This is a genomic window from Bradyrhizobium sp. JHI2711, from assembly GCF_056156565.1.
In genome coordinates, this window is record NZ_JBPZPT010000003.1 from 632,105 (window position 1) to 657,912 (window position 25,808).

The window sequence follows — 25,808 nt, forward strand, 5'->3', positions numbered from 1 at the left end:
GCACCGCCACGTGCCAATGTTGCGTTAAGGTTTGAGTTGAATCGAAACGATCCAACCTGCACGCATTCGGAATACTATCCTATTCTGGTGAAATCCGGCGGGCGGCGCTCCGCAAACGCCGTAAACGCCTCACGCGCTTCGGCGGTGCGCAGGCGCTGCGCGAACTGCTCGCCTTCGGCCTGCATCTGCGCGACCAGCGCCTCGCCGTTGCGCATCAGCCGCTTGGTCGCGATGAGAGCCCCGGCCGGCTGGCGGGCGAGACGCTGCGCCAGCGCAAGCGCTTCGGCATCGAGCCTATCGAGCGGCACCACACGGTTGGCGAGTCCCCATTCCAGCGCCGACCTGGCCGGCACGGTTTCGCCAAGCGCGAACATCTCGTAGGCGCGGGCATAGCCGATGCGCGCCGGCATCAACAGGCTGGAGGCGGCTTCAGGCACCAGCGCGAGGCTGACGAACGGCGTCGACAATTGCGCGTTGTCGGCGAGCACGACGAGGTCGCAATGCAGCAGCATCGTGGTGCCGACGCCGACGGCACGGCCCTGCACGGCCGCGACCAGCGGCCGGGTGCAACGCGCCAGCGACTGGATGAAGCGCACCACGTTGCGGCTGCCTTCGGACTTGCCGGCCGCGACGGCCGCGAACTCGCCGACGTCGTTGCCGGCGGTGAACATGTCGCCCTCGCCGCGGATCAGGATCACGCGGGCGGATGGGTCGAACTCGGCGGATTCGATCGCATCGGCGAGCTTGCCGTACATCGCATCCGTCAGCGCGTTCTTCTTGTCGGGACGTGCCAGCGTGAGGGTGAGGACTCCGCCGCTATTCTCGATCCGGACGTGCTCGGTCATTAGTCTGCTCCGTGTTATTCGTCTGAACGTCTTGGAAACTTGTCCTGAATGCTCGTCAGCCAGCGTGCGACGATGTCGATTTCCGCGGCCGTGAAACCTTCCGTCAGCGCCGCATTGACCTCCGCCGCGCTGGTCTTGGCCTGCGCCAGCGCGGTGCGCCCCTTCGGCGTCAGCCAGATGCGAAAGGCGCGGCCGTCCTCGCGATCGGCCCGCCGCTCGACCAGTTTCGCAGCCACCGTCCGGTCGACGAGACCCGAAATGCCGGCCGGTCCCATGTCGAGCGCCGCCCCAGCCTCGCCCATCAGGACGCCATCCTGCTTGCCAAGGATGAACAGTAGCCCCGCCTGCGCCGGCGTCACCGCGCTCTCGGGCCGCGCCGCCATCCAGCGCTGCAGCCGGCGCTGGGCGACACTCAGCAAGTAGATCAGCCGGGGATGCCGAGCGACGGCGCTGTTATTTCGCATGCGAAATAGATAGTGAAACGCAGGCGCGTTGTCAAACGGGCCCTCTTGGTTATGGCGCGCAGGTGAAGCTCGCCGCTTCCGTCACCGGGCCGCTCTTGTAGTGCGGCCAGGCCGGCCAGCGGCACAGCGGCAGCGAGCGCGTCGCGGCAAACGACGGCGCCTCGACCTTCTGCTCCCTGACCTCTAAGTCGCCGGGCGCTTTGCCATTCTCGACCCAGTCGACCAGCACGCTCAGCATGTCGACATTGGCGGGCGCGCCGGAGCCGACATGGTCGACGCCGGGCGCGGTGTAGAGGCGCGCGAACTCCGCGGTCTCGGCCTTGCCCATCTTGCGCTCGACGCTCTCGAAGTAGCGGATGCCGGCATAGGGGCTCTGGGCGTAGTCGGCCATGTGCTCGAGCACGATCAGCCGGCCGCCCCGCGCCCGGAACCGACTGAGATCGGGATCGGTGGAATCCATCAGGCTGGACACCTCGAGCAGCCGCGCCTTGTGCTCTTCCACCTTGTAGGTGGTGACGTCGAGCTTCGGATCGCGCGCGAAGACATATTGGATGCCGCCGGCGCCGTAGATCCAGGCGATGCCGTTGTTCGGCGCGGGCGGCTGCGCCGGCGGCGCGGTGCCGAGCCACCAGGAGACCCAGCCGCCGGTCGGCCCGACCGCGGGGATGTCCTCGCCGGAGACGCCCCAGCCCGGATAATCGTCGAGACCATTGGCGAGCGCGAAGGGGAATTTGTAGGTGGCGTGCAGCGTGTTCACCGCCTTGATCTGTGCATCGGTGAGACACTGGTCGCCGCTCTGCCCGGCCGCGCAGCGCAGCGTCTCGACCTTGAACGCCGCCTTGCAGCCGACGGGATCCTGCACCAGCGCATCGTCGGAGCCGTCGGCCTTGTCGCAAGCCGCGCGCACGGCCTCGCCTACGAGCTTGACCTGCGCCGGGTTGATCCAGCCCTCGCCCATGGTGACGAGACCCGAGCGCGTGCCGGCATGCTGCAGCCCGACCCAGTTGATCACGGGCACACGGGCGAAGATGCCGTCGAAATCGTCGGGATAGCGCTGCGCCATGGCGAGGCCTTCGCGGCCGCCCTCTGACGAGCCCATGAAGTACAGCTTCTCCGGCTTCCTGCCGTAGGCACGCTGCATCAGCCCGACCGCAGCGTCGCGCACCTTCTTGTAGGCGCGATGGGCGAAATTCTCGAACGCTTCGTCGTTCAGCGCAAAGACCTGCGGCGGCTCGCCCTGCTTGGTCTCGTGGCCGGAGTCGGTGCCGTAGGTGACGAAGCCGCGCGCCAGCGGCGAGGGCCTGTCGAAGGGATAGGCCGGCGGCAGGGCAAGGCCCGTGATCAGCACACCGTTGAAGCCGCCGCCGCCATATTGCAGCGAGCGCCCGTTCCATTCGACGGGGAGGTTGACCTGGAATTTGATCGGGGGCGCCTTGGGATCGGTGGGATCGATATGGCCGAGCACCTTGCAGAAGCGCGGATTGGCCGGCGTGATGCGTGCTGACGGCGTCGGCCCGCGCTCGGCCACGGCCAATTGCGACGGCGCCTGCAGGGTCGCGGAATTGATCTTCACGGCGTCAGCGCCGCCGACGAGGCCTTTGCAGACGGTCTCGGCGTCTTCGGCCAGCGTTGCCGCTGAGGCACCACTCGCGCTCATTGCGGCCGCAGTGCCCACCAGCCATGCACACAGCTTCGCTCTGTTGCGCTTCATCGTTTCCACCCGGCTTGTCCTGTTGCGTTCGGCACTTGGCCGCATTCAATGCAACCTTCGCCCGTCCGTCAATCGCTGACGCCGGCTTTCCGTCAGAACGAGCCCAGCGCAGTGCCCAGGGCGATCACCGCCAGCAGCGCCAGGAGCGAGGTCACGATACCGACCATGACGATATCGAAATAGCTGTCGCGATGGGTCAGGCCGCAGATCGCGAGCAGGCTGACCACCGCACCGTTATGCGGCAGGATGTCCAGCGTTCCCGCGCCGATCACCGCCACGCGATGCATCAGCGCAAGGTCGATGCCGTGGCGCGCGGCAAGTTCGACATAGGTCGGGCCGAGAGCATCGAGGGCGATGGTCAGGCCGCCCGACGCCGATCCGGTCAGCGCGGCCAGGATGTTGGTCGCGACGGCGAGCGAGACCAGCGGTCCCCCTTCGATCGCCAGCACCCAGTCGCGCACGATCGTGAACGCCGGCAGCGAGGCCACGACGGCGCCGAAGCCGACGAGGCTGGCGACGCTGAACGCAGGCAGGACCGACGCATTGGCCCCGGCGTCCATGGTCCGGCGCAGCACCGGCAGGCGCGCCCAGTTCAGCGCGATGGTCGTGACGATGGCGGCAGCCAGCGCCACCGCGACCGACCACACGCCTGCGACCGCCGCAAGCGTCGTGTCGCCAAAGCGCGGCTCGGCGAGATAGCTGACATCGAGCCGCGGCAGCACCACCAGCGACATCAACAGGTTGACGGTCACGACAACGACGAGCGGCGCCATGGCGTTCAGCACGGGCGACGGCCGCTCGCTGCGATGACCGTGCTGTAGCTCCGCCGGATCGAACTCGCGGGCAGTCGTCGCGCGCTCGCGCACGAGCTCGTCAGCAGCGGCCTGCTCGATCGCGCCCTCGGCGTCGTCGCCATAGCCTTCACCGGCGCGGCGCGCCGCAGCTTCGGCGCGATGCAGCCACCACAATCCCGCGCCGAGCATGATGAGCGAGCCGACGATGCCGAGGCCCGGCGCGGCAAACGGCGTCGTGCCGAAGAACGGCATCGGAATCGCATTCTGGATCGACGGCGTGCCAGGTAGGGCCGACATGGTGAAGGTCGACGTTCCCAGCACGATCGCGGCCGGGATCAGACGACGCGGAATCGAAGCGGCACGAAACAGCGAGCGGGCCATTGGAACGATGACGAAGAACGCAACGAACAGGCTGACACCACCATAGGTGACCAGCGCGCCGGCGAGCACGACCGCCAGGATCACGCGGCGTTCGCCGAGGCGCTCCGCCATGAAGCCGGCGACCGACGTCACCGCGCCACTGTCGTCCATCAACTTGCCGAAGACGGCACCAAGCAGAAAGATCGGAAAAAACTGCGCCAGAAATCCCGCCGCGTTCACCATGAACACCTGGGTCAGGTTCGCGAGCAGCGGCTCACCGCCGAACAACGCAGCAATGAGTGCGGCGAACGGCGCGAGCAGCAGGACGCTCCAACCGCGGAAGGCGAATAGGACGAGCAGACCGAGTCCGACGAGGAGGCCGAGGAGACCCATGCCTCAGCACTCCGACAGCAGGACATCGAGATCGGCGGTCGAGCGGCGGCCGATCTCCGCGCCGTGCTCGGCGAGGAAGTTGTCCGCGGCCATGCGTCCCTCGGCGCGCAGCATCGAGACGAACTCCCACTCCGCGTTGAGCTTCGAGGAGGCCCCGAACTTCGCCAGCATGTCGCTCTTGATCCGGTGCGTGCGCATCTTCGCCCAGCGCGCGCCCTCGCCGCTGCCCGGATCGGCCGCCTGGCGCAGCAGCGCGATCATGCGCAGCTCCTTCATCAGCGGCGAGTTGAAGGAGATTTCGTTGAGACGGTTGAGGATCTCCGCAGCCGTCCGCGGTTGCTCCGGCCGCTCGGTCGGATTGATCTGGACGAGAATGGTGTCATGCGCGTCGCTTTCGCGAACCAGCGGCGTGATGGTCGGGTTGCCGGCATAGCCGCCGTCCCAATAGGGCTCGCCGTCGATCTCAATCGCGCGGAACATGGTTGGAAGACAGGCCGATGCCAGCAGCACGTCGGCCGTGATCTCCGCGTTGCGGAAGATACGTCCGCGCCCGGTGCGTACCCGGGTCGCGGTGATGAATAGCTGGATCGGCGAGCGCACGAGCCGTTCGAAATCGATGCTCTCGGCCAGCACCGCGCGCAGCGGATTGTAACCGGTAGGATTGAGGTCGTAGGGCGAGAGCACACGCGACATCAAATCGGTGAGGATGTAGAACGGCGACGTATCGAGGGTCCAGCGCCCCATCAAGCGGTCGAGCGGAGAGCGCTGTAGCGGGCTGAAGGCCGCGGCCTTCGAGATACGACGCCAGTATCGGTCGAGCGCCTCACGCGCCCCCTCGGCGCCGCCGGCCGTCCACCCGTCCGCCAGGACCGCCGCATTCATCGCGCCTGCGGAGGTTCCGGAGATCGCGGCGATCTCCAGCCATTTCTCTTCCAGAAGACGGTCGAGCACACCCCAGGAGAAGGCGCCATGCGAACCGCCGCCCTGCAACGCGAGATCAATCAGTACGGCGTCCCGTTCCATGGCGGACACTCACGCAACTGAAGCTCAAATTCGACATGACTGGAACACGTCGAATTCGACCGCAGTGTGGGAGCACCGGCCGCAAGATGCAACCGGAACGTGGGCGGTTTAGTGCTCAAATACCAGCCGCGCCCCGACCGTTCCCTCGAGGCCGCGGATCTGCTGCAGCAGCTCGCCGGAATCCTGACCGCCGAGATCGGCGTCGAGCACGACGTAGCCGAGGTCGCCGGCGGTCTCCAGATATTGCGCGGCGATGTTGATGTCGCGCTGAAGGAAGACCTCGTTCAGCCGCCGCAACATGCCGGGCACGTTGCGATGGACATGGCTGAAGCGTGCACCGGAGGGACGAAGATGCAGCTGCACCTCCGGGAAGTTGACCGCGCCCATGGTCGAGCCGGTAATGAAATAGTCGACCAGTTTTCGCGCGACTTCCCCACCGATGCGCTCCTGCGCCTCCTCAGTCGACCCACCGATATGGGGGGTGAGGATGACGTTCTCGATGCCCTGAATGGGACTATTGAAACGATCGGCATTCGACGAAGGTTCGACGGGAAAGACGTCGACGGCCGCACCGGCCAGATGACCGTCGCGCAAGGCACGCGCCAGCGCATCGAGATCGACCACGGTGCCGCGGCTGTTGTTGATCAGAAACGAGCCCGGCTTCATCGCCCGCAGCTCCCTCTCGCCGATCATGCCCGCAGTCTCCGGCGTCTCCGGCACGTGCAGGCTGACGACGTCGCTCTGCGCCAGCAGATCTTCCAGCTTCTCGACCGGCTCGGTGTTGCCGTGGCGAAGCTTGTCGGTGCGGTCGAAATAGATCACGCGCATGCCCATGGCTTCGGCCAAGGTGGAAAGCTGCGAGCCGATATTGCCGTAGCCGACGATGCCGAGCGTGCGGCCGCGCACCTCGCGGCTGCCCGCCGCCGACTTGTCCCAGCCCCCCGCATGGGCCGACACCGAACGCGGAAAGATCCGGCGCAGCAGCATCACGATCTCGCCGATCACGAGCTCGGCGACGCTGCGCGTGTTGGAGAACGGAGCGTTGAAGACGGGAATACCGCGCTTGCGCGCCGCCGAAAGATCGACCTGGTTGGTGCCGACGCTGAAGCAGCCGACCGCGAGAAGCTGGCCGGCCGCCGCCAGAACCTCATCCGTGATCTGCGTGCGCGAACGGATGCCGAGCAGCGACACGCCCTCGAGCGCGTGCCGCAGATCCGCGCCGTCCAGCGCCTTGGTCAGCCGTTCGACATTGGTGAAGCCGGCGCTCGCGAACAGGTCGACAGCGCTATCATTGACGCCTTCGAGCAGCAGCGCCTTGGCGCTTCGCTCAGGGCTTTGGCCTGGGGCGGACATGGCATCTCCGTAGATGGCAGCTTTGCCTTCGCACATAGACCGCGGGCGGTGCGCAGCACAATAGGGAACGGATACGGGGAGAAGACGGCCGGAGCTGAGGATGCGCTTGGCATCCCAGAGCTCGGTCAAATCACATAGAACCCGTGCGTGCCGTCGCGGCGGAGCTGCTCGACGAGGCCGTATTCCCAATCGAGATAGGCCTGCATCGCGGATTCGGCCACATCGGTGCCTTCATAGGGCCGGCGATAGCGATGGGCCGGGTTGGGCTTCGGCAAGACCTGCGGTGGACCGATTTCCAGCGCGCAATCATAGCCGCCCTCGAGCACATAGACTTCCCAACCCATCTGCGCCAGCCAGGACGCCGTCATGTCGGCGCGGACGCATCTGTCATCGGTCAGGACGATGCGCGCGCCGCGCACGGGCGCGGCCACGTCGGTTTCCTGCACGAGCTGGCCGCCGGGATAATGGCGGAAGCCGGGGAGATGGCCGGCCGCATAGTCCTCGGCATCGCGCACGTCGAAGCGATACAGCGTGCGATCGGTCTCTGCGACCAGCGCAGCCATCTCGTTCGCTCCGATATGGCGAACACCGGCGCGATAGGCGACGTCGCGGGCATTGGCTGGACCGCCCTCGAACGGGCCGATCGCGCCGCGCCTGTCGGCGCCGTGATTGAGCCCGTGCCGCGCCAGGGTCCAGCCGATGGTGCCGTTGCGCAGCGCCCGCACCTTGTTGGGCACGCCGGCATTGATCAGCGATTGCGTGCCGATGATAGAGCGGGTGCGGCCGGCGCAATTGACGATGATGGTGGTTTCAGGATCGGGCGCGGCCTGGCCTGCCCGCAGCACCAGCTCCGCGCCGGGCACGCTGACCGAGCCCGGGATGTTCATGGTCGCGTATTCGTCGAAGCGGCGGACGTCGAGGATGGCGATGTTGGCCTTGTCGGCGATCAGCTTTGCCACCTCATCGGCACTCAGCGAGGGCGTGTGGCGACGCGACTCGACCAGCTCGCCGAAAGCCTTGGAATAGGAATTGACGTCCTCGAAAACCTCGAAGCCTGCATCGCGCCACGCCTTCAGCCCGCCGTCGAGTGCGCTGACATTGCTGTAGCCGAGTGCAGCCAGACCCTCGGCGCCGGACGCGATGAGCCCCTCGCCGTCATCATAAAGCACGATCGCAACGTCCTTGCGCGGCAGCCGCACCTCGGCCTCGATCGCGATCCGGTCGGCGGCCATGTTGGCGGCGAACAGCGGATGGGCGGTGGCAAAGGCAGCCTCGTATCTGAGATCGAGCAGCGCGATCTCCTCGCGCAGGAGCAGGGCGCGGCGGATATCGGCGGGGGTGACGGTCGGAAGCTTCATGGCGAAAACCTGACAAGGACGTGCCACGGGCTTTTGAACGATTGTCGAGGTGTTGGCTAGCCTCTTCGGCTGCAACTCACTCGCCCGGAACGAGCCGCCCAAGCGGCGGCTGCGCCGGGCGCCGCAGCTTGCGGCGCGACAGATAGAGCAAAATGCCGGTGACCGAGAACAGCGGCATCAGTGCCGCAGCAATCATGAAGGCGAGCTTGCCGGGCCAGCCCAGGACCGCGCCGCGATGGATATCGAGCACGTTGGCGATGATCTTCTCGCCGAACGTCTTGTCGGCGTAACGTTCCGTGGAGGCGACCTGACCGGTGACGGCATCGATGCGGAATTCATCGCGCGTAGTATCGAGCGCCGAGTCCTTTCCCCAAGACCGGATCCGTATTAACGTGCCAGGCCCCGGCGGCAGCGTCAGCCAAGCCCTGGCGAAGCGGTCGCCCTCCTCACGCCGGAACGTCGTCCACGCCAGGTCGAACCCGATCGGCTGAGCCGGCTCGGAACGAGCCGCCGCACGCGGCGCCTTCGCGGACATTCTTGGCTGCATCTTCGCGGCAGAGACTTCTGGACGCGACAGCAGCCAGACGACGCCGTCCTTGTACCAGTCGAACGAATACCACAGGCCCGTGAGCGTCATCACCAGATAGACCGGAAGAACCCAGGTGCCGATCACCGCATGCAGCGAGCGATGCAGCCCGCGTCCGCCGAGACCGAGATTGGGCTTGAGCCACATCTTCACGCTGCGCACGCGGCGGGGCCAGCGCAGCACGAGGCCCGAGACCAGCATGACGATCAGGCCGAGCGCGGCCACACCGGTGATCTGGCGTCCCCAGCCCTTGGCATCGCCAGGGATCAGCAGCCAGCGATGCAGCTTCCGAACCGTCGCGAAGAACGCCTCGCCGCGCGGCGCACCCAGCACGCGCGCATCATAGGGGTCGACATAGAGCGAATTCGGCCGCTCGCCCTGCTCGTCGCGCGCGAAGCGGACCCGCACGGCCGCAGTCGGATCGCTCGACAACATGACGGCCGAGACCTGACCGAAATTTTGCCCCGCCCCCAGCCGCGCGACCAGCTCGTCCGGCATCAGCGCCGGCATCTCGCGTGGCACGACATGCATGATGCCGGCGTTGAGATGATCGACGATCTCGTCCTCGAAACTCATGATCGCGCCGGTCAGCGCGATCAAGGCTAGCAGCAGCGCGAGCACCAGGCCTGCGATGGAATGGACCTGGAGCAGGACAGTTTTGATCATGTGCCCGGGCCGCGCGGCCATGGCTAGAACTTCACCGTCGCCGAGAGAGACACCCGGCGCGCGTCGCCGATAGCGACGTTTAAATTATTCACGGCTGAGGGATAGTAGACCGTGTCGAACAGGTTCTTGACGTTCACCTGGTACACCACCGGAAACTGCTCGTGTTTCGTCTCGTAAGTCGCAAAGAGGTCTGCGACGACATAGGACGGCAGGAAGAAGCTGTTGATCGAATCGCCGGGACGATCGCCGACATAGCGCGCGCCGCCGCCGAGACGGAGCTGGCCGGGCAAGGCGGTGCCGAAGTCGTAGACCAGATAGAGCGAAGCGGTGTTCAAGGCGACGTTTTGCAGCTTCTTGCCGAGCAACGTCAGATCCTCGGAGACCGTCACGCGGGCGTCGGTATAGCCATAGCTCCCAATCAATGCCCAACTGTCGGTGAGCCTGCCGGTGACGTCGATTTCGAGGCCGCGCGAATGAGCGCGGCCGACGGTGTGAAGCTCCACCACGCCCGCGCTGTTCGTCTTCGTCGTTTGCACATTCTTCTTGTCGAGGTCGTAGAATGCGACGGTCCCGGAGATGCGCCGGTTGATGTCGAACTTCACGCCGGTCTCGTACGACACACCCTCCTCGGGCGCGACCCTGGAGTCGATCACCACGCCGATCGGCGCAATCGTCGAGTTCGGCTTCAGCGATTCGGTGTAGCTCGCATAAAGCGAGATCTGGTCGGTCAGCTTGAAAATCGCGCCGCCAAGCGGGAGCACCTTGTCTTGCGACACGTTTGTGTTGGTGTTGAACGGCTTTCCGCGTCCGGCGATCTGATCGTAGTCCATATAGCGCACACCACCGACCAGTGCGAACCGCTCGGTCAGATGCAGCGTGTCCTGGAAGAACAGCGACCACTGGCCAAGCTTGTCGGTCTGGGCGCTGTCGGGGTTCGACACCCTGGTTCCAGGCCCGATCAGCCCATAGACAGGATCGTAGACGTTGAAGGCGGGAGTTGTCTGCCGGATCAAGACGTCGCGATAGATCGTGCGATACTGACCGTCGCCGCCGAATAGCACCTCGTTGCGCATGTCGCCGAGCCAGAAGCCGCCCGAGACATAGGATGTTCCATAGCTGACATTGCTTAGCGAGCTTCCCGTGCCGTCGTTGCTGCGCGTCTCGACGCCGGTCGTGAAATTGATGCCGGTGATGCGGAGCTGGTTGGCGCTGAAGGTTTCGGTGTTGTAGCTGTAGCCTGCGTAGAGCTTCCAATCCTGGTTGAAGCGGTGCTCGACCGAAGCCTGGATCAGATCGGACGTGCCCCAGGTGTTGTTGAAAGGCTCATCCAGCCGGCGCGTAGCGGGCACGGCCAGCGGCGCCTTCGTCACCGGATTGAACGCGGTGCCGCGGTCGAACGGATAGATGAACTCGCGGTGCTCGTAGTTCAGCTGCACCGTGGTGTCCTGGCCGTACCACGCGAGCGAGGGCGCAACCAGCATCTCGCGGTGACGACCGAAATTCCGCCAATAATCCTCGCTGACGCCGTAGCCGATGAAACGATAGGCGAGCCCCTGGTCGCCGATCGGACCGGTGACGTCGAGCAGGCCGTCGGCACCGGTCTTGGAGGCACTGAAGGCCGAGCCGAGCAGCGTGACCGAGCCATGCTGATAGAGCTCGGGCCGCTTGCTGATGGTGTTGACGATGCCGCCGGGATCCATGATGCCGTAGAGCAGCGAAGCCGGACCTTTCAGCACCTCGACGCTTTCGACCGCAGGATTGAGACTGCGGCCCTGCACCAGCGGCATGCCGTTGCGCATGATCGAGCCGTCGCGGTTGTCGCCGAAGCCACGGCGGATCACCGCGTCCTGGCTGCCGGCGAGCGTGTTGGTCTGGGTGACGCCGGAGACGTTGCTCAGCGCGTCGTCGATGTTGCGCGGGAGCTGGTCCTTCAGCACCTGCGCAGGCACGACGTTGACGGCCTGCGAGGTGTCGAGCGGCGAGGCGCCGCTGCGCAGCGTGGTCGCGCTCGGCATCGCGCGGTAGCCGAGCTTTGCGGCTTGCTGTGCGGCGGCTACGGCAGCGGCGCGCTCCGACAGCGTCGGCGCCGCGGGTGCGGGATTGCGGCTGGGCTGGCGGCGCGCCGCCGTTTGCGCGCGGCGTGACGACTGCTCCGATGCACGTGCCGGCTTCGGTCGTGGCGCCGGCGCCTCCACCGTCACCGGCGGCAGAGCCGATTGCGCCTGTGCGCTCGTCGTGATGGAGGGATATTCGATGAGCAGCACCGCTGCTCCCATGAGAAGACCTGCACGGCTCTTGCCGGCACGGGTTCGATGGCCGTTGTCACGTTGGCCATCCACGAAGGCACGCACTTTCATTCCACTTCAAGTCAGGAGCATTGAAGTGTGCGCCTGTAACAGCCGCCGCGATCAAGGAGAACCGTAGCCGGGCTTGAATCGCTCTAGTGTTGAATTGTTCTAAGAGGAGGCGGATGCTGAACAGCAATCATGAATTGCCGGTGCACCGCGCATGACACGCTGCACGCGAAATCGTGACCCGAGATTTCACGGATCACGCGATGGCGGGAGCGATCAACTCGTCGAGCTTCCGCTTGAACGCACTGCCGTCCGACAAAGCGCGGAGCGGCGGACGCACGCGCAACCAACCTGCATCGCCGGTCTGCGCCGCAAGGATCGCCTTCAGCGTTGGGACAAGGGAGGGCGTCTTCAGCACGACGTCGACCGCCGCCTGCATGCGCGCTTCGACGTTCTTGCCGTCAACCATCGCCTTGACCAGCTCCGGCGCAATGTTGGCCATGCCGCAGATGGTGCCGGCGCCGCCGGCGGCGATCGCGCGAGTGATATCGGGTTCGTTGCCGACGGTGATGGCGAGCTCGGGCGCGGCGGCACGGAATGCTTGGAACTGCTTGAAGTCGCCGCTGGAGTCCTTCAGACCGGCAACCACTTGGCCGTAGCGCTTGCGCAGGCTTGCGGCGACTGTCGTCGGGATCGCAACGCCCGAGACTTGCGGAATGTGGTAGAGCGAGGCGCGCAGGCGATCGTCGGCAACACCGTCGATGACGGCCGCAAAGGCGTCCTCGATGCCTTCATGCGTGACACTCCGATCGAAATAGGGCGGCAGCAGCAACACGTGGCGCAGGCCGAGGCCGAGCACGGCGCGCGTCAGCGCAATGCTGTCGGTGATGGCCGGAAAGCCGCCGCCGATTCCGATGCGCTCCGCCGCGACCCCGGCCTTGAGCATCGCTTCGATCGTCGCAATCCGTTCGGCGGCGTTGAATGAGGTCCCCTCGCCGGTGGTGCCGAACAGCACGACGCCGTCGACGCCCTTGCCGAAGAGGTGCTTGGCGTGAGAGGCGAGCTTGGCGGCGTCGACACTGCCGTCCGTCGCCAGCGGCGTCGCCGACGCCACCCAGAACCCGCAAATTGCCTCGGCCATCACACCACCCTTTGCTGCCGCACCCGGCCAAGCCGCTGATCTCCAACGATCTTTCGCGCTTGCCGAGACCTTGTTTTCACTTTACTTTTGGTCTTGTACCTTACATACAACGTTCATGCAATCATCCGCGCCATGTGCGCGGCCAGATCTTGAGGAGGTCTCGCATGAACATGGTGACCCCCACCGGACGCCCCGACCAATTGCTCGGCGCGTTGCGCGACAGGCTCGGCGCGCTGGCAGTGCTTGTTGGCACAGATGTGCCGGCGCGCAATTGCAACGACTGGAGCGCGAGCCTGCCGCAGACGCCGCGCGCGGTGATCCGCCCCGTCGATGCGCAGGGCGTTGCCGACGCGATTACGACTTGCCGGCAGGCGCATCTGCCGTTCGTGCCGCAGGGCGGACTGACCGGACTGTGCCGCGGCGCTTCGCCCGAAGCGGGCTGGGTCGCGATCTCGCTGGAGCGCATGACCGGCATCGAGGAGATCGATCGCGCCTCGATGACGATGACGGTGAAAGCCGGCACGCCGCTGGAGACGATCCAGAAGGCGGCCGACGAAGCCGGCTTCTTCTTTCCGCTCGATCTCGGCTCGCGCGGCTCCTGCGCGATCGGCGGCAATCTCTCGACCAACGCCGGCGGCAACCGCGTGATCCGTTACGGCATGACGCGCGAGCTGGTGCTTGGTCTCGAAGTGGTGCTGCCCGACGGCACCGTCATCACCAGCCTCAACAAGCTGATGAAGAACAATGCCGGCTATGACCTGAAGCATCTGTTCATCGGCTCGGAAGGCACCCTCGGCATCATCACGCGCGTGGTGCTAAAACTGTTCCCGAAGCCGCGCTCGACCATGGCCGCGCTGTGCGCCTTGAAGGATTATGCCGCGGTGATCGCGCTGCTCGACGCGGCGCGCTCAGGGCTCGGCCCGCTGCTGTCCGCCTTCGAGGTGATGTGGCCGGATTATTGGGACGTGATCACGAAGCGCGCCGGCGTGAAGCTGCCGGTCGCCCCAGGCCACGGTCTCTACGTGCTGGTGGAAGCGCAGGGCACCGACGAGAGCATGGATGCGCCGCGCTTCCAGAGCTGGCTCGAGGAGCTGATGGAGCGCGGGCTGCTGGCGGATGCCGCTGTCGCGCAATCGCTGGGGCAGACGCAAGCCTTCTGGCGCGTGCGCGACGTCTGCGCCGAATTCGGTCAGGTGCTGGGGCCGCACATCTCCTACGACATCGGCCTTGCGGTGGCACGGATGGACGAGTTCGTCACACGCTGCAAGGCGGCGCTCGCTGCGGGCATCGAGGGTTGCGAGAGCGTCTATTACGGCCATATCGGCGACGGCAATCTGCATCTCGTCGCCTGGGTCACCGGCCTTTCCGTCGCGCAGCAGCCGAAGGAGGAGATGGACGCGATCATCTACCGTCTGGTCCGCGAGCTCGGCGGCAGCGTCTCCGCCGAGCACGGCATCGGCACCTTGAAGAAGCAATGGCTGGGCCATGCGAGGGGCGAGGCCGAGATCGCGCTGATGCGCACGCTCAAGGCGGCGCTCGACCCCGATCACCTGCTCAATCCCGGCAAGGTGATCTGAACGCACGATGCGATCGCTCAAGCTCGATACGCCGAAATCGCTGTCGCAGCGGGTGATGCTGCGGCTGCGCCAGGCCATCATCGACGGCGAGTTCGCGTTAGGCGCTGCCATCTCCGAGGAGATGGTGGCCAATTCCTTCGGCGTCAGCCGCACACCGGTGCGCGAGGCCATGGGCCAGCTGCAGGCGCAGGGACTCGTGGTGATCCGACCCCAGGTCGGCAGCTTCGTCTTCACGCCGAGTGCGGACGACATCCATGCGCTCTGCACCTTCCGCATTGCGCTCGAGCCCAAGGCCGCCGAGCTCGCCTTCCGCAATGACCGCGACGGCGCGATTGCGTCCATGAGCGCGGCGATCGCGGCGATGGAGCCGGCCGTCGCGGCAAAGGACAACATCGCCTATGGCCGCGCCGACACCGCTTTTCACGAGGCGCTGTTCGCCCATTGCAGCAACCGCTATCTCGCCGAATCCTATCAGCTCGTCTCCGGCCGCGTCGCCGCGCTGCGCACCAATCTGACCTCGCCGATCGACGTGCGCACCCGCACGTCCTTCGACGAGCACCGCAAGCTGCTCGATCTGTTCGCGCGCGGCGAGTTCGCCGCCTTCGAAGGCCTGATGACGACGCACATCACGAATTCGGGAATGGTCTATGCTAGGGCGTTGAAGGTGGATTGAGCGCGTCTACCGCTCCTCCTTCGATCCCGGCCTGTCCAGAAAATCCAGCGCGGTGTTGATCTGCTCGAGCTGGTGCTCGATTCGGTCGCGATCCTCCACCGATGGCGCCTGTTCGAGCTGTTCCACCAGCTTCTGCTTCCGCATCAGCAAGTTCTCTATGACCGTACCCACGATTCCCCCATCGCCAGAGGCGACGTCACGGACGCCGAAACGATGGAGGCGCGCGCAACCCGGGCCCGCGTCGAACCCTCAATCTGAATGTCGCTGGGAGCGATTGGTTCCTCCGGCGCCGTGCCGGATCGCACTACTTCTTGGTGATATTCCAGTAGACCGGGACCGCCCCCTTTACGATGCCGTCAACGTTGCTGCGTACCGCCCGCACCAGATAGAGCTGTGCAGCCGGCCAATACGGCACATAGTCGACGGCGCGGAGCTGGAGGTCGGCTGCGATCTTCTTTTTCTGCTCGGGATCTGTCGCCAACGCGAATTCGTTGCGCAGCTTTTCGATCTGCTCGTCGCAAGGCCAGCCGAACCAGGCCTTGTCGCAGTTTGCGCGCAGCCCAAGGTGGCCGACCGGCTCGAACATGTCGGCGCCCGTCGGTCCCGACATGAACAGTGACCAGCCGCCCTTGTCGACGGTTTCCTTGGACGCGCGCCGTCCAACCAGCGTGCCCCAGTCCATCGCCTGAGGTTCGACCTTGAGGCCGATCTGACGCATCAACTGCTCGGCAACGAGGCTGAACGTATTCGTGGGCCCGCTTTCGGTCGCATGCAGCACCACGACCGGCGTACCGTCATAACCGCTCTCGGCAATCAGCTTCTTGGCCTTTTCGATATCGGGCTTGGTCCAGCCGGCGGCCGTGAAATAGGGTGACGAGCACATGTAGAAGCTCGGGCAGCTCTTGTAGAGCTTGGGGTCGCTGACATAGGCTCGCGCGAACTTGTCCTGGTCGATCATGTAGCTGATCGCCTGCCGGACCTTTGGATTGTTGAACGGCGGGACCGAAATGTTCATGCGGAACACCATCTGCATGCCGAGCGTGTCCTGCGGCATCGTCTTGATGTCGGGATTGCCGGCAAGCGTCGGCAGGAAGTCCGGCGGCACCTCCTCGAAAATGTCGATCTCGCCGGCCTGGAGTGCATTGAGCGCGGTCTGCGCATCCGGGATGTAATGCCATTCGACCCGGTCGACCTTGGCGAGCTTGCCGCCGGCAAGCCCGCTCGCCGGCTCCGCGCGCGACTTGTAGGACGGGCTCTTGACGTAAACGACCTTGGAGCCCGGAACCCACTCGTCCTTCTTCATGATGAAGGGACCCGAGCCGGTCGCATCCGTGATGGCGGTGTCCGCCGGCGTCGCAGCGATCCCCTTCGGCATGATGAAGGGCACGTTGGAGCTCGGCTTGGAGAGCGCCTCGATCACCAGCCCCCAAGGACGTTTGAGCTTCAGCTCGAAGGTTTTTTCGTCCTTGACCGTCAGGCTGTCGCTGACGGAGGCAAGCTGTTGGCCAAGGCCATCGCGCTGCCACCAGCGCTTCAGCGATACGACCGCATCCTCCGCGGTGACCGGCTGGCCGTTGCTGAAGGTCAGGCCGCCGCGCAGCGTGAAGGTGTAGGTGAGTTGATCGCTGCCGACCGCAAAGGACTCCAGCATCTGCGGCTGCGCGACGAGCTTCTCATCCAGCGAGAACAGCGTGTCGTACACCATATAGCCGTGGTTACGAACCATATAGTCGGACGTGATCACGGGATCGATCTGCTTGAGATCGCCGAAGGGGCGGATCTTGAGCACCGTCTCCGCAACGGCAGGCGATATTGCACCAAGCCAACCTGCCGCCATCATGACCGCAAATATTCCGTTCGGCGATCTCATTTGATACTCCTCCCGTTTTCTGTTTCTAGGCAACTGCGTCGGGGGCTACGGCCCGGCCCGGACCCGGCGCGTCGAAGCGTGGCAGCGATCCTGCGTGATGACAGGCGACGGCATGGCCGGGCGTGACTTCAGTCATCGCCGGCGCCGCTTGCGCGCAAATGTCCGTCGCGAACGGACAGCGCGTGCGAAAGCGGCATCCGGACGGCAGCGAAGCGGCACTCGGCACCTCGCCTTCGAGAGCCGCGCGGCGGCGCCGGTTGCGCGGGTGGACCGCAGGGACGGAATCGATCAACGCCCGCGTATAGGGATGCACCGGTGCAGCGAACACGGCTTTCGCCGGCCCCTGCTCGACGATGGCGCCGAGATACATCACCGCCACGTCGTCCGCGAGATAGCGCACCACGGCGAGATCATGCGAGATGAACAGATAGGAGATCCCGATCTCGCGCTGGACATCCTTCAGGAGATTCAGGATCTGGGAGCGGATCGACACGTCCAGCGCCGCGACCGCCTCGTCCGCGACGATCAGCGCGGGATCCGCGGCGAGCGCCCGCGCGATGCCGAGGCGCTGCCGCTGTCCGCCCGACAGATGATGCGGCAGACGTGCGCGAAAATGTTGGGGCAGTCCGACCTGGTCGAACAGACGCGCGACCTTCCGCCGTCGCGACACCGCATCGCCGATGCCGAAATTCTGCAAGGGCTCTTCGACGATCTCCGCCGCGGTCATGCGCGAGTTGAGGCAGGCGAAGGGATCCTGGAACACCATCTGCACCTGCTGGCGCTTCCTGCGCAGCGTCTCGCCGGAGAGATTGCCGAAGTCCTCGCCATTGATGTGGACCGAGCCGGCCGTCGGCCGCAACAGGCGCACGACCATGCGGCCGATCGTGGTCTTGCCGCAGCCGCTTTCACCAACGAGGCAGAAGGTACGTCCGCGCGCGACGACGAAGCTGACGTCGTCGACGGCGCGAAGATCGCGCCGGCCGAACAATCCGAACGGCCCCTGCCGTGAGGTGAAGATCTGGGTCAGACCTGAGACCTCGAGGACGGCGCTCATGCCGGCACCATCGCGCCGGCCTTGCCCAGCCAGCATGCCGTCAGGTGCTCGTCAGCGCCCGACAACAACGGCGACTCCGAGTGACACACCGGCATCGCCGCGCCGCAGCGCTGGCGAAAGGCGCAGCCCGTGCCGAGCGAGACCGGGCTCGGCACGCTGCCGGGAATCTCGGCGAGACGATCGCGGGTGCCGCTGTTGAGCTGGCCGATCGCCCCAAGCAGGCCGCGCGTATAGGGATGGGCCGCGGCATCGAAGATGCCGTCGACGCCGGCCTGCTCGACGATGCTGCCGGCGTAGAGCACGACGACCCGGTCGGCCATTTCCGCGACGACCCCGAGATCGTGCGTGATCAGGAGCACGGACGTGCCGAACTCGCGACGCAGATCGTCGATCAGGGTCAAGACCTGGGCCTGGATGGTGACGTCGAGCGCGGTGGTCGGCTCGTCGGCGATCAGCAATGCAGGGCGCAGGGCGAGCGCCATCGCGATCATCACGCGCTGCCGCATGCCACCGGAAAGCTGGTGCGGAAATTCGGAGGCCCGTCGCCGCGCATCCGGAATGCGGACGAGATCGAGCAATCCGACCGCCTGCCGCCGCGCGTCCGCCTCGGACACGCCACGATGCTCGACGATCACCTCCGCGATCTGCTCGCCGACCCGCAGCAGCGGATTGAGCGACGTCATCGGCTCCTGAAACACCATCGCGAGACGGTCGCCCCGGAGCTTGCGCAGTTCCTCGGCCCCGAGCGTGACGAGATCGCGCCCCTCGAAGAGGATGCGACCGGAAGCGACCTGCATGACGCTTCGGTTGAGCAGGCCGATGATGGAGAGCGCGGTCAGGCTCTTGCCGCAGCCGCTCTCGCCGACGAGGCACAGCGTTTCACCCGGATCGATCGCAAACGAGACGTTGCGGACGAGCGGCACCGGGGTGCCTCGCGTGTTGAGTGTAATGGAGAGGTTCTCGACGGAGAGCAGCGGCGTACTCATCGCATCTCGCCTCCCGCAAAGCTCGGATCGAGCAGGTCGCGAAGCACATCTCCGAGCAGGTTGGCGGCGAGCACCGTCATCGCCAGCATCAAGGCTGGGAAGCCGAGAATCCACGGCGCGATCTGCAGGAACTGCCGTCCCTCCGACATCATGTTGCCCCAGCTCGGCACGTCGGGCGGCGTGCCCGCACCGAGAAACGACAGGATCGATTCCAGGATCATCGCGGAGGCAAAGACGTAGGTCGACTGCACCATGATCGGCCCGGCAGCGCCGGGCAGGATGTGACGATGCAGGATGGTCACGGTACGCCCGCCACAAGTGATGGCGGCCTCGACATAGGCGCGTTCGCGCAAGCTGAGAACGCTGGCGCGCACCACGCGCGCCATGCGGGGAATTTCCGGGAGGCTGATCGCCGTGACGATCACGATGGGCGAAGCGCCAATCAGCGCCACGAGTGCGATCGCGAGCAGGATCGCGGGGATCGCCATCACCGCATCCATCGCGCGCATTACGATCTTGTCGACGCTGCGGAAATAACCGGCGATGACACCGATGCACACGCCGATCAGCGTGGTGAGAACCGCAACGGCAATGCCGACCGACAGCGAAACCCGCGTTCCCACCAGCGCGCGGGCAAACACGGAACGTCCGACTTGATCGGTGCCGAAGGGCTCCGCCGGCGACGGCGGCTGAAGCCGGTTCAGCGGGTCCAGCGCAGCGGGATCCGCGGTGATCCACGGGCTCACGACGGCCGTCACGCCAAAGGCGAGCAGCAGAACGCAACTCAGAGCCAGTATGGGCTGGCGAACCGGCAGGCTCGCGATCTGCGCAAACCGGTTGACACCGATGTCCGGCGCATCGAGCCCTTCAGCTGCGTGGGTCATCGCCATCGGCTCGTCCTGCATCAGTACCGGATCCGCGGATCGACGACAGCGTAGAGAATGTCGACCACGAGATTGACGACGACATAGACGAAGGCGAACAGCAGGATCAGGGCTTGCACCACCGGATAGTCGCGCCGGAGAATGGAGTCTGCGGTCAGCCGGCCGAGGCCGGGAATGGAAAACACGGTCTCGGTAACGACGACGCCGCCAAGCAGCGCGGCAAATCCGATGCCGACGACCGTGATGATCGGGACTGCGGCATTGCTGAGCACGTGCCGTACGATGATTTTGCGGGCCGCGAGCCCCTTGGCATGGGCGGTGCGGACATAATCTTCGCGCAGCACCTCCAGCACCGCAGCGCGCGTCACCCTCGCGATCAAGGCGATATAGAGGAAGCTCAGCGAGATCGCGGGCAGCACGAGCGAATGCAGGCAGGCCAGCACGCCCTGCGACAGCGGCTTATAGCCCTGCACCGGAAACCAGTGCAGGCCGAGTGCGAGCGTATAGACAAGCGCGAAAGCGACGACGAAGACCGGCAATGAGAAGCCGAGCACCGCTCCCGCCATGGTCAGGCGCGCGACGAGCCCCCTCGGACGATAGGCGGCGACGAGGCCGAGCGGCACGGCGACGACGACCGCAATCGTGATCGTCATGAGAGAGAGAAGCAGCGTCGGCTCGATCCGCTGGGCGACGAGCTGCGAGACCGGGATGCGGCTGAACAGCGACAGGCCGAAATCGCCGCTCAGGATGCGGCCGGCCCATGCGAGGAAACGCGGCAGCAGCGGCAGATTGAGTCCGAGCGCCTGGCGCACCGCCTCCACCTGTGGCGGCGAGGCGAAGTCACCGGCGATCAGCACGGCGGGATCACCCGGCACGAGGCTGAGCAGCAGAAAGACGAATACCGCGACGGCGAGCAGCACGGGGATGGCCGCGAACAGCCGACCGACCACATAGCCGGTCATGCCGAGCGCCTGCAAATGCAGACCGGCGATCGCCGGACGCCATCCAGCCCACGCACCATTGCCTCCCTGGTCTTAGTTAAACGTTTTTCTAATGAAGCACGGAAGCTGGTCTATCGCAACGGTATTGTACACTTCTCATGCTCTTATGGCTTGCCTCCAGTCAATCCAACCAATACAAAAACGTTTAACAGGAGAATGGTTGATGCCGGCAGGGCCATTGCCCACTATCCACGAGGTCGCCCGGCTCGCCGGTGTCTCCGTGGCCACCGTGTCGAAGACGCTCAACCGGTCGGGCAAGGTCAGCGAGCTCCTCCAGGCGCGCGTCAATGCGGCAGCACGCAAGCTCGGCTATGCACCGCATGCCAGCGCCCGCAGCCTGCGCAGCGGCGCTACGCGCATCCTCGGGCTGCTCGTGGCAGACCTCGCCAATCCCTATTTCCTGAGGCTCGTCGAGAGCATCGAGCGGCTGTCGAGCGCCGCGGGCTATTCCGTCATTCTCTGCAACAGTGCCGAAGACCCCGGGCGCGAAGAGCGGCATCTTGCCATGCTGCTGTCGCAGCGCGCCGACGGCGTCATCGTCATCCCGACCCGGCGCGGCTGGAGCGGACGCCAGGCCGCGCTGGCGGACTTGCCGATGCCGGGCATTCTGGTGGACCGACGCATCGAGGGGCTCGACCTCGATTCGGTCACGACCGACAACGTTGCGCTGGGACGGCTCGCGGCCGAACATCTCGACGATCTCGGCCATCGCCGCATCGCCGTGATCATGGGATCGCCCGAGCATCAGATCGCGCGCCACCGCCTCGATGGCCTCCGAAGCGGCCTGGCCTCGCGCGGCACCACCCTCGACGAACGGCTGATCGAGAAGGACAATTTCTCCGAGGCCGCCGGCCATGCCGCCGCAATGCGGCTCCTGCGGCATGCGCAGCGACCGACCGCGATCTTCGCCACCAACAATCATCTGTCGCTCGGACTGCTTCGCGCCATTGCCGAGCGCGGTCTCTCGATTCCCGACGACCTCTCCGTCATCGCGGTCGACGAGCCTCCGTGGGCCGGCTTGGTGCGGCCGGGCATGACCATCGTGACGCAGCCATCCGAGGCGATTGCCCAAACCACGGTCTCGACCCTGCTGTCGCGAGTTTCGGAGGGACGTTCCGGCGTCGAGGGAGAGGCGAGATCGATCCAGCTTCAGCCGGCGCTGGTGGTGCGCGGGTCCACCGCCGCGATCCGGACATAGAGATGAGTGATGCGCCCGGCCTTGCGCCTTCCACCGGCATTCTTGCGCTGTCCGCCGTCGACGCCATTGCCGAGATTCGCAAAGGCCATCTGTCGCCGCTCGACGTGGTCGATGCCGCGATCGACAGGATCGAAGCGACGGATGCGGGAATCAACGCGATTCCGGTTCGCTGCTTCGAGGCCGCACGGGGTGAAGCACGGCGGCTTATGGAGAAAAAGGCGGCCGGTGAGGACTGGCCCTGCTCTGCGGGCTTCCGCTCGCGGTCAAGGACAACACCGATGTCGCAGGCGTGCCGACCAGCGGCGGCAGCGCGCTGACGGCCCGCGGCGCTCCCGAGATATCGAATCCCGCGATCGATCGTCTCCAGCGCAATGGCGCCATCGTCGTGGGCAAGAGCAATCTGTCGGAGCTCGGCGGCGCCAACACCACCAACGCGCTGTTCGGCGCGACGCGCAATCCGTTCTTTCCTGCGCTGACCGCGGGCGGCTCCTCCGGCGGATCGGCAGCGGCGCTGGCCGCGCATCAGGTCTATCTCGCCCATGGCAACGATGTCGGCGGCAGCCTGCGCACGCCGGCCGCATTTTGCGGTGTTGCGGGGCTGAGGCCCACACCGGGCCTCGTGCCGAGAAAGCCGCTCTCCGATCCGTTCGACACCGTTTTCGTCGAGGGACCGATGGCGCGGACGATTCCCGATCTTGCCTTGATGCTGGATGCGATGGCCGGCTTCCATCCGCCCGATCTGTTGTCGCGCGAGCATCCCGCATCGTTCCGCAACGCCGCCGCACGACCCGGATGGGCGGAGCGAATAGCGGTGTCCGAGGATCTCGGCCTGCTGCCGGTCGATCACGACATCCGTTCCGCCTTCCGCGGCGCGATCGACCGGCTCCAACCCGCCGGCTGCAGGATGAGCGAGACCGCCCCTGATCTCGCCGGGCTGCCGCGCGTGATCCGCGCGCTGCGTGGTCTCGCCTATCTTGCCACCTGGAGCAGACTTTGGCCGCAATCGCGCGCGGCCTTCACGCCCGAGGTGGCGGGCGACATCGCCTATGGTGAAAGCCTCTCCGCAACAGACATCGCGGCCGCGATAGAGCAGCGCGCGGCCATCTATCGGCGCATGCAGGATTTCTTCGGCGACATCGACATCCTGATCTGCCCGACCGTGCAGGTCGCGCCCTTTCCGGTCGAGATCATGTGGCCGGCCGAGATCGAGGGGACCGCATCGAAGATCTACATCGACTGGATCATGATCACCTATGTCTGGTCGATCCTCGGCTGCCCTGCGCTGGCGGTGCCCGCCGGCCGCGATGGGGCCGGCATGCCGGTCTCCTTGCAGGTCGTCGGCCCACCGCACAGCGAGGAGCGCCTGATCTCCTTCGCGGCGCGGATCGAGCAGGCGTTTTCCTCGCCATCCTGAGGGAAAGGCGATGTCCCGCGGAACCTGATCTTTCACGCGCCCGTCGGTTGAATTCATGGCCTCGGAGCCCTATGCGTAGGCGCCATGGACACCCAGATGATTGCCGCCGAAAAGCCGCTGATGGCCCAGGCCCGCCCGCGCAAGCCGGCGCCGTTCCTCCCCATGAGCCGCGCCGAGATGAACGCGCTCGGCTGGGACGCCTGCGACATCGTGCTGGTGACCGGGGATGCCTATGTCGACCATCCGAGCTTCGGCATGGCGATCATCGGCCGCCTGCTGGAGGCGCAGGGTTTTCGGGTCGGCATCATCGCGCAGCCGGACTGGCATTCGGCGGAGCCGTTCAAGGCGCTCGGCAAGCCAAGAGTGTTCTTTGGCGTCACCGGCGGCAACATGGATTCCATGGTGAACCGCTACACCGCCGACCGGCGCATCCGCAGCGACGACGCCTATACGGCGGGCGGCGAAGGCGGCAAGCGGCCGGACCGCTGCACCATCGTCTACGCCCAGCGCTGCCGCGAGGCGTTCAAGGACACCCCGATCGTGCTCGGCGGCATCGAGGCCTCGCTGCGCCGGATCGCACATTACGATTACTGGTCCGACAAGGTGCGCCGCTCGGTGCTGGCGGACGCCAAGGCGGACTTGCTGCTCTACGGCAACGCCGAGCGTGCCGTGGTCGAAGTGGCGCACCGGCTCGCGGCTGGCGAAGCGCCGCGCGAGCTCGACGACATCAGGGGCGTGGCGCTGTTCCGAAAAGTGCCGGACGATTACACCGAGCTGCACGCCGACGATCTCGAGTCCGCCGACGAGGGCGCATCGCGCCAGAAGGGCTTAACCGTGATCCGCCTGCCGGCGCTGGAGCAGGTCGAGCAGGACAAGGAAGCCTATGCGCGCGCCTCGCGCGTGCTGCACCGGGAGAGCAATCCCGGCAATGCGCGGCCGCTGGTGCAGCGCCATGGCGACCGCGACCTCTGGCTCAATCCGCCGCCGATCCCACTCACGACGGAAGAGATGGACGCGGTCTACGATCTGCCTTACGCGCGCGCGCCGCACCCGTCCTATGGCGATGCCCGCATCCCCGCCTGGGAGATGATCAAGTTCTCGGTGACGATCATGCGCGGCTGTTTCGGCGGCTGCACCTTCTGCTCGATCACCGAGCACGAGGGCCGCATCATTCAGAACCGCTCGGAAGGCTCGATCCTGCGCGAGATCGAGCGCATCCGCGACAAGACGCCGGGCTTCACCGGCGTCATCTCCGACATCGGCGGCCCCACCGCGAACATGTACCGGATGGCGTGCAAGGATCCGAAGGTCGAGGCGGCGTGCCGCCGTCCCTCCTGCGTCTTCCCCGAGATCTGCCCGAACCTCAACACCTCGCATGACGACCTGATCCGGCTCTATCGCAAGGTGCGCGAGACCAAGGGTATCAAGAAGGTGATGGTCGCCTCCGGCGTGCGCTACGACCTCGCGGTCGAGAGCCCCGAATACATCAAGGAGCTCGTCACCCACCACGTCGGCGGTTACTTGAAGATCGCGCCTGAACATACCGAGCGCGGCCCGCTGGACAAGATGATGAAGCCGGGCATCGGCGCCTACAACAAGTTCAAGCGCATGTTCGACGAGGCGGCCGAGCGCGCCGGCAAGAAATATTACCTGATCCCCTACTTCATCGCGGCGCATCCGGGCACGACCGACGAGGACATGATGAACCTCGCGCTGTGGCTGAAGAAGAACCGCTATCGCGCCGACCAGGTGCAGACCTTCCTGCCCTCGCCGATGGCGACCGCGACTGCGATGTATCACACCGGCGTCAACCCCTTGCGCGGCGTGCGCCACGGCGGCAGCGACAAGGTCGAGGCGATCAAGGGCCTGCGCCAGCGCCGCCTGCACAAGGCGTTCCTGCGCTACCACGACCCCGACAATTGGCCGCTGCTGCGCGAGGCCTTGATCGAGATGGGCCGCCGCGACCTGATCGGCTCGCAGCCGCATCAGCTCGTGCCTGCGCACCAGCCTCCCGGCACCGGCAAGGCCGCCGGCACCAGGCGACCAATGCGGCCCGGCGGCAAGACGCAGAAGTTTACGACCAAGGGCCTGCGGGTGATGAAGTAGCGCGCGAGCCGGATGAGGCGCGAGTCGGGGGCGCTTTCGCGCTCTCCCAAACAAAAG

At 65.8% G+C, this 25,808-nt stretch carries 22 protein-coding genes; 6 read left to right on the forward strand and 16 right to left on the reverse strand.

All coding sequences use genetic code 11. The features are described 5' to 3' along the window. Positions 1–74 precede the first annotated feature (74 nt). The 10 genes from ACTEK7_RS25330 to ACTEK7_RS25375 all read right to left on the reverse strand — a co-directional run bounded on the left by ACTEK7_RS25330 (position 75) and on the right by ACTEK7_RS25375 (position 12,988). Positions 75–845: an enoyl-CoA hydratase gene (locus tag ACTEK7_RS25330; RefSeq protein ID WP_225147302.1), complete on the reverse strand. Its 771-nt coding sequence runs from the start codon at positions 843–845 to the stop codon at positions 75–77. 14 nt (positions 846–859) lie between these two features. Continuing rightward, positions 860–1,309, reverse strand: coding sequence for a MarR family winged helix-turn-helix transcriptional regulator (locus ACTEK7_RS25335; RefSeq protein WP_225147301.1), 450 nt, complete (start codon positions 1,307–1,309; stop codon positions 860–862). 49 nt (positions 1,310–1,358) lie between these two features. Beyond that, positions 1,359–3,020, reverse strand: a complete 1,662-nt coding sequence (locus ACTEK7_RS25340) for a tannase/feruloyl esterase family alpha/beta hydrolase (protein WP_225147300.1) — start codon at positions 3,018–3,020, stop codon at positions 1,359–1,361. 92 nt (positions 3,021–3,112) lie between these two features. Then, complete coding sequence (locus ACTEK7_RS25345; RefSeq protein WP_225113398.1) at positions 3,113–4,567, reverse strand: GntP family permease; 1,455 nt, start codon at positions 4,565–4,567, stop codon at positions 3,113–3,115. Between the two features lie 3 nt (positions 4,568–4,570). Continuing rightward, complete coding sequence (locus ACTEK7_RS25350; RefSeq protein ID WP_036026863.1) at positions 4,571–5,590, reverse strand: patatin-like phospholipase family protein; 1,020 nt, start codon at positions 5,588–5,590, stop codon at positions 4,571–4,573. A 108-nt stretch (positions 5,591–5,698) separates the two neighbouring features. Then, the gene (serA, locus tag ACTEK7_RS25355) at positions 5,699–6,943 is read right to left on the reverse strand and encodes a phosphoglycerate dehydrogenase (RefSeq protein WP_225147299.1); all 1,245 of its coding nucleotides are present in this window, start codon (positions 6,941–6,943) and stop codon (positions 5,699–5,701) included. Between the two features lie 125 nt (positions 6,944–7,068). Further along, a complete protein-coding gene (locus ACTEK7_RS25360) occupies positions 7,069–8,301 on the reverse strand; it encodes a rhodanese-like domain-containing protein (protein ID WP_225147298.1) in 1,233 nt (410 codons plus the stop codon). Between the two features lie 76 nt (positions 8,302–8,377). Then, a complete protein-coding gene (locus ACTEK7_RS25365) occupies positions 8,378–9,574 on the reverse strand; it encodes a PepSY-associated TM helix domain-containing protein (protein WP_225144951.1) in 1,197 nt (398 codons plus the stop codon). A gap of 2 nt (positions 9,575–9,576) precedes the next feature. Continuing rightward, the gene (locus ACTEK7_RS25370) at positions 9,577–11,910 is read right to left on the reverse strand and encodes a TonB-dependent siderophore receptor (RefSeq protein ID WP_225147297.1); all 2,334 of its coding nucleotides are present in this window, start codon (positions 11,908–11,910) and stop codon (positions 9,577–9,579) included. A gap of 193 nt (positions 11,911–12,103) precedes the next feature. Next, on the reverse strand, positions 12,104–12,988 hold the full coding sequence (locus tag ACTEK7_RS25375) for a dihydrodipicolinate synthase family protein (RefSeq protein ID WP_225147296.1): 885 nt from the start codon (positions 12,986–12,988) through the stop codon (positions 12,104–12,106). Positions 12,989–13,152: 164 nt separating this feature from the next. Here ACTEK7_RS25375 and ACTEK7_RS25380 point away from each other — a divergent pair, with 164 nt between their 5' ends. Together ACTEK7_RS25380 and ACTEK7_RS25385 are read left to right on the forward strand one after the other, a co-directional pair. Further along, positions 13,153–14,565 (forward strand): FAD-binding oxidoreductase, encoded by a 1,413-nt coding sequence (locus ACTEK7_RS25380; protein ID WP_225147295.1) that lies wholly within the window; start codon positions 13,153–13,155, stop codon positions 14,563–14,565. Between the two features lie 7 nt (positions 14,566–14,572). Beyond that, complete coding sequence (locus tag ACTEK7_RS25385) at positions 14,573–15,238, forward strand: GntR family transcriptional regulator (protein WP_225147294.1); 666 nt, start codon at positions 14,573–14,575, stop codon at positions 15,236–15,238. Between the two features lie 6 nt (positions 15,239–15,244). On the opposite strand, the gene ACTEK7_RS25390 is transcribed toward ACTEK7_RS25385, so the two are convergent. The 6 genes from ACTEK7_RS25390 to ACTEK7_RS25415 all read right to left on the reverse strand — a co-directional run bounded on the left by ACTEK7_RS25390 (position 15,245) and on the right by ACTEK7_RS25415 (position 20,994). Beyond that, on the reverse strand, positions 15,245–15,382 hold the full coding sequence (locus ACTEK7_RS25390; protein WP_162130853.1) for a hypothetical protein: 138 nt from the start codon (positions 15,380–15,382) through the stop codon (positions 15,245–15,247). Between the two features lie 160 nt (positions 15,383–15,542). Beyond that, positions 15,543–17,108 carry an ABC transporter substrate-binding protein gene (locus ACTEK7_RS25395; protein WP_225113405.1) on the reverse strand — a complete coding sequence of 522 codons (1,566 nt, stop codon included), beginning with the start codon at positions 17,106–17,108 and terminating at the stop codon, positions 15,543–15,545. A 25-nt stretch (positions 17,109–17,133) separates the two neighbouring features. Continuing rightward, a complete protein-coding gene (locus tag ACTEK7_RS25400) occupies positions 17,134–18,162 on the reverse strand; it encodes an ABC transporter ATP-binding protein (protein WP_225140565.1) in 1,029 nt (342 codons plus the stop codon). Next, the gene (locus ACTEK7_RS25405; protein WP_225147293.1) at positions 18,159–19,148 is read right to left on the reverse strand and encodes an ABC transporter ATP-binding protein; all 990 of its coding nucleotides are present in this window, start codon (positions 19,146–19,148) and stop codon (positions 18,159–18,161) included. The genes ACTEK7_RS25400 and ACTEK7_RS25405 overlap by 4 nt, the downstream gene beginning before the upstream one ends. Continuing rightward, positions 19,145–20,053, reverse strand: a complete 909-nt coding sequence (locus ACTEK7_RS25410) for an ABC transporter permease (protein ID WP_225147292.1) — start codon at positions 20,051–20,053, stop codon at positions 19,145–19,147. The genes ACTEK7_RS25405 and ACTEK7_RS25410 overlap by 4 nt, the downstream gene beginning before the upstream one ends. Then, entirely contained in the window at positions 20,053–20,994 is a 942-nt protein-coding gene (locus tag ACTEK7_RS25415; RefSeq protein ID WP_036014490.1) for an ABC transporter permease, read from the reverse strand. The genes ACTEK7_RS25410 and ACTEK7_RS25415 overlap by 1 nt, the downstream gene beginning before the upstream one ends. Positions 20,995–21,196: 202 nt before the next feature. On the opposite strand from ACTEK7_RS25415, the gene ACTEK7_RS25420 reads away from it, so the two are divergent. From ACTEK7_RS25420 to ACTEK7_RS25435, 4 genes are all read left to right on the forward strand, one after another. After that, positions 21,197–22,231 carry a LacI family DNA-binding transcriptional regulator gene (locus ACTEK7_RS25420; protein ID WP_225147291.1) on the forward strand — a complete coding sequence of 345 codons (1,035 nt, stop codon included), beginning with the start codon at positions 21,197–21,199 and terminating at the stop codon, positions 22,229–22,231. Between the two features lie 2 nt (positions 22,232–22,233). Further along, entirely contained in the window at positions 22,234–22,548 is a 315-nt protein-coding gene (locus ACTEK7_RS25425; RefSeq protein ID WP_225147290.1) for a hypothetical protein, read from the forward strand. Further along, complete coding sequence (locus ACTEK7_RS25430; RefSeq protein WP_345944113.1) at positions 22,521–23,645, forward strand: amidase; 1,125 nt, start codon at positions 22,521–22,523, stop codon at positions 23,643–23,645. The genes ACTEK7_RS25425 and ACTEK7_RS25430 overlap by 28 nt, the downstream gene beginning before the upstream one ends. An 84-nt stretch (positions 23,646–23,729) precedes the next feature. Then, positions 23,730–25,751 (forward strand): YgiQ family radical SAM protein, encoded by a 2,022-nt coding sequence (locus tag ACTEK7_RS25435; protein ID WP_225147289.1) that lies wholly within the window; start codon positions 23,730–23,732, stop codon positions 25,749–25,751. The last annotated feature ends 57 nt before the right edge of the window (positions 25,752–25,808 follow it).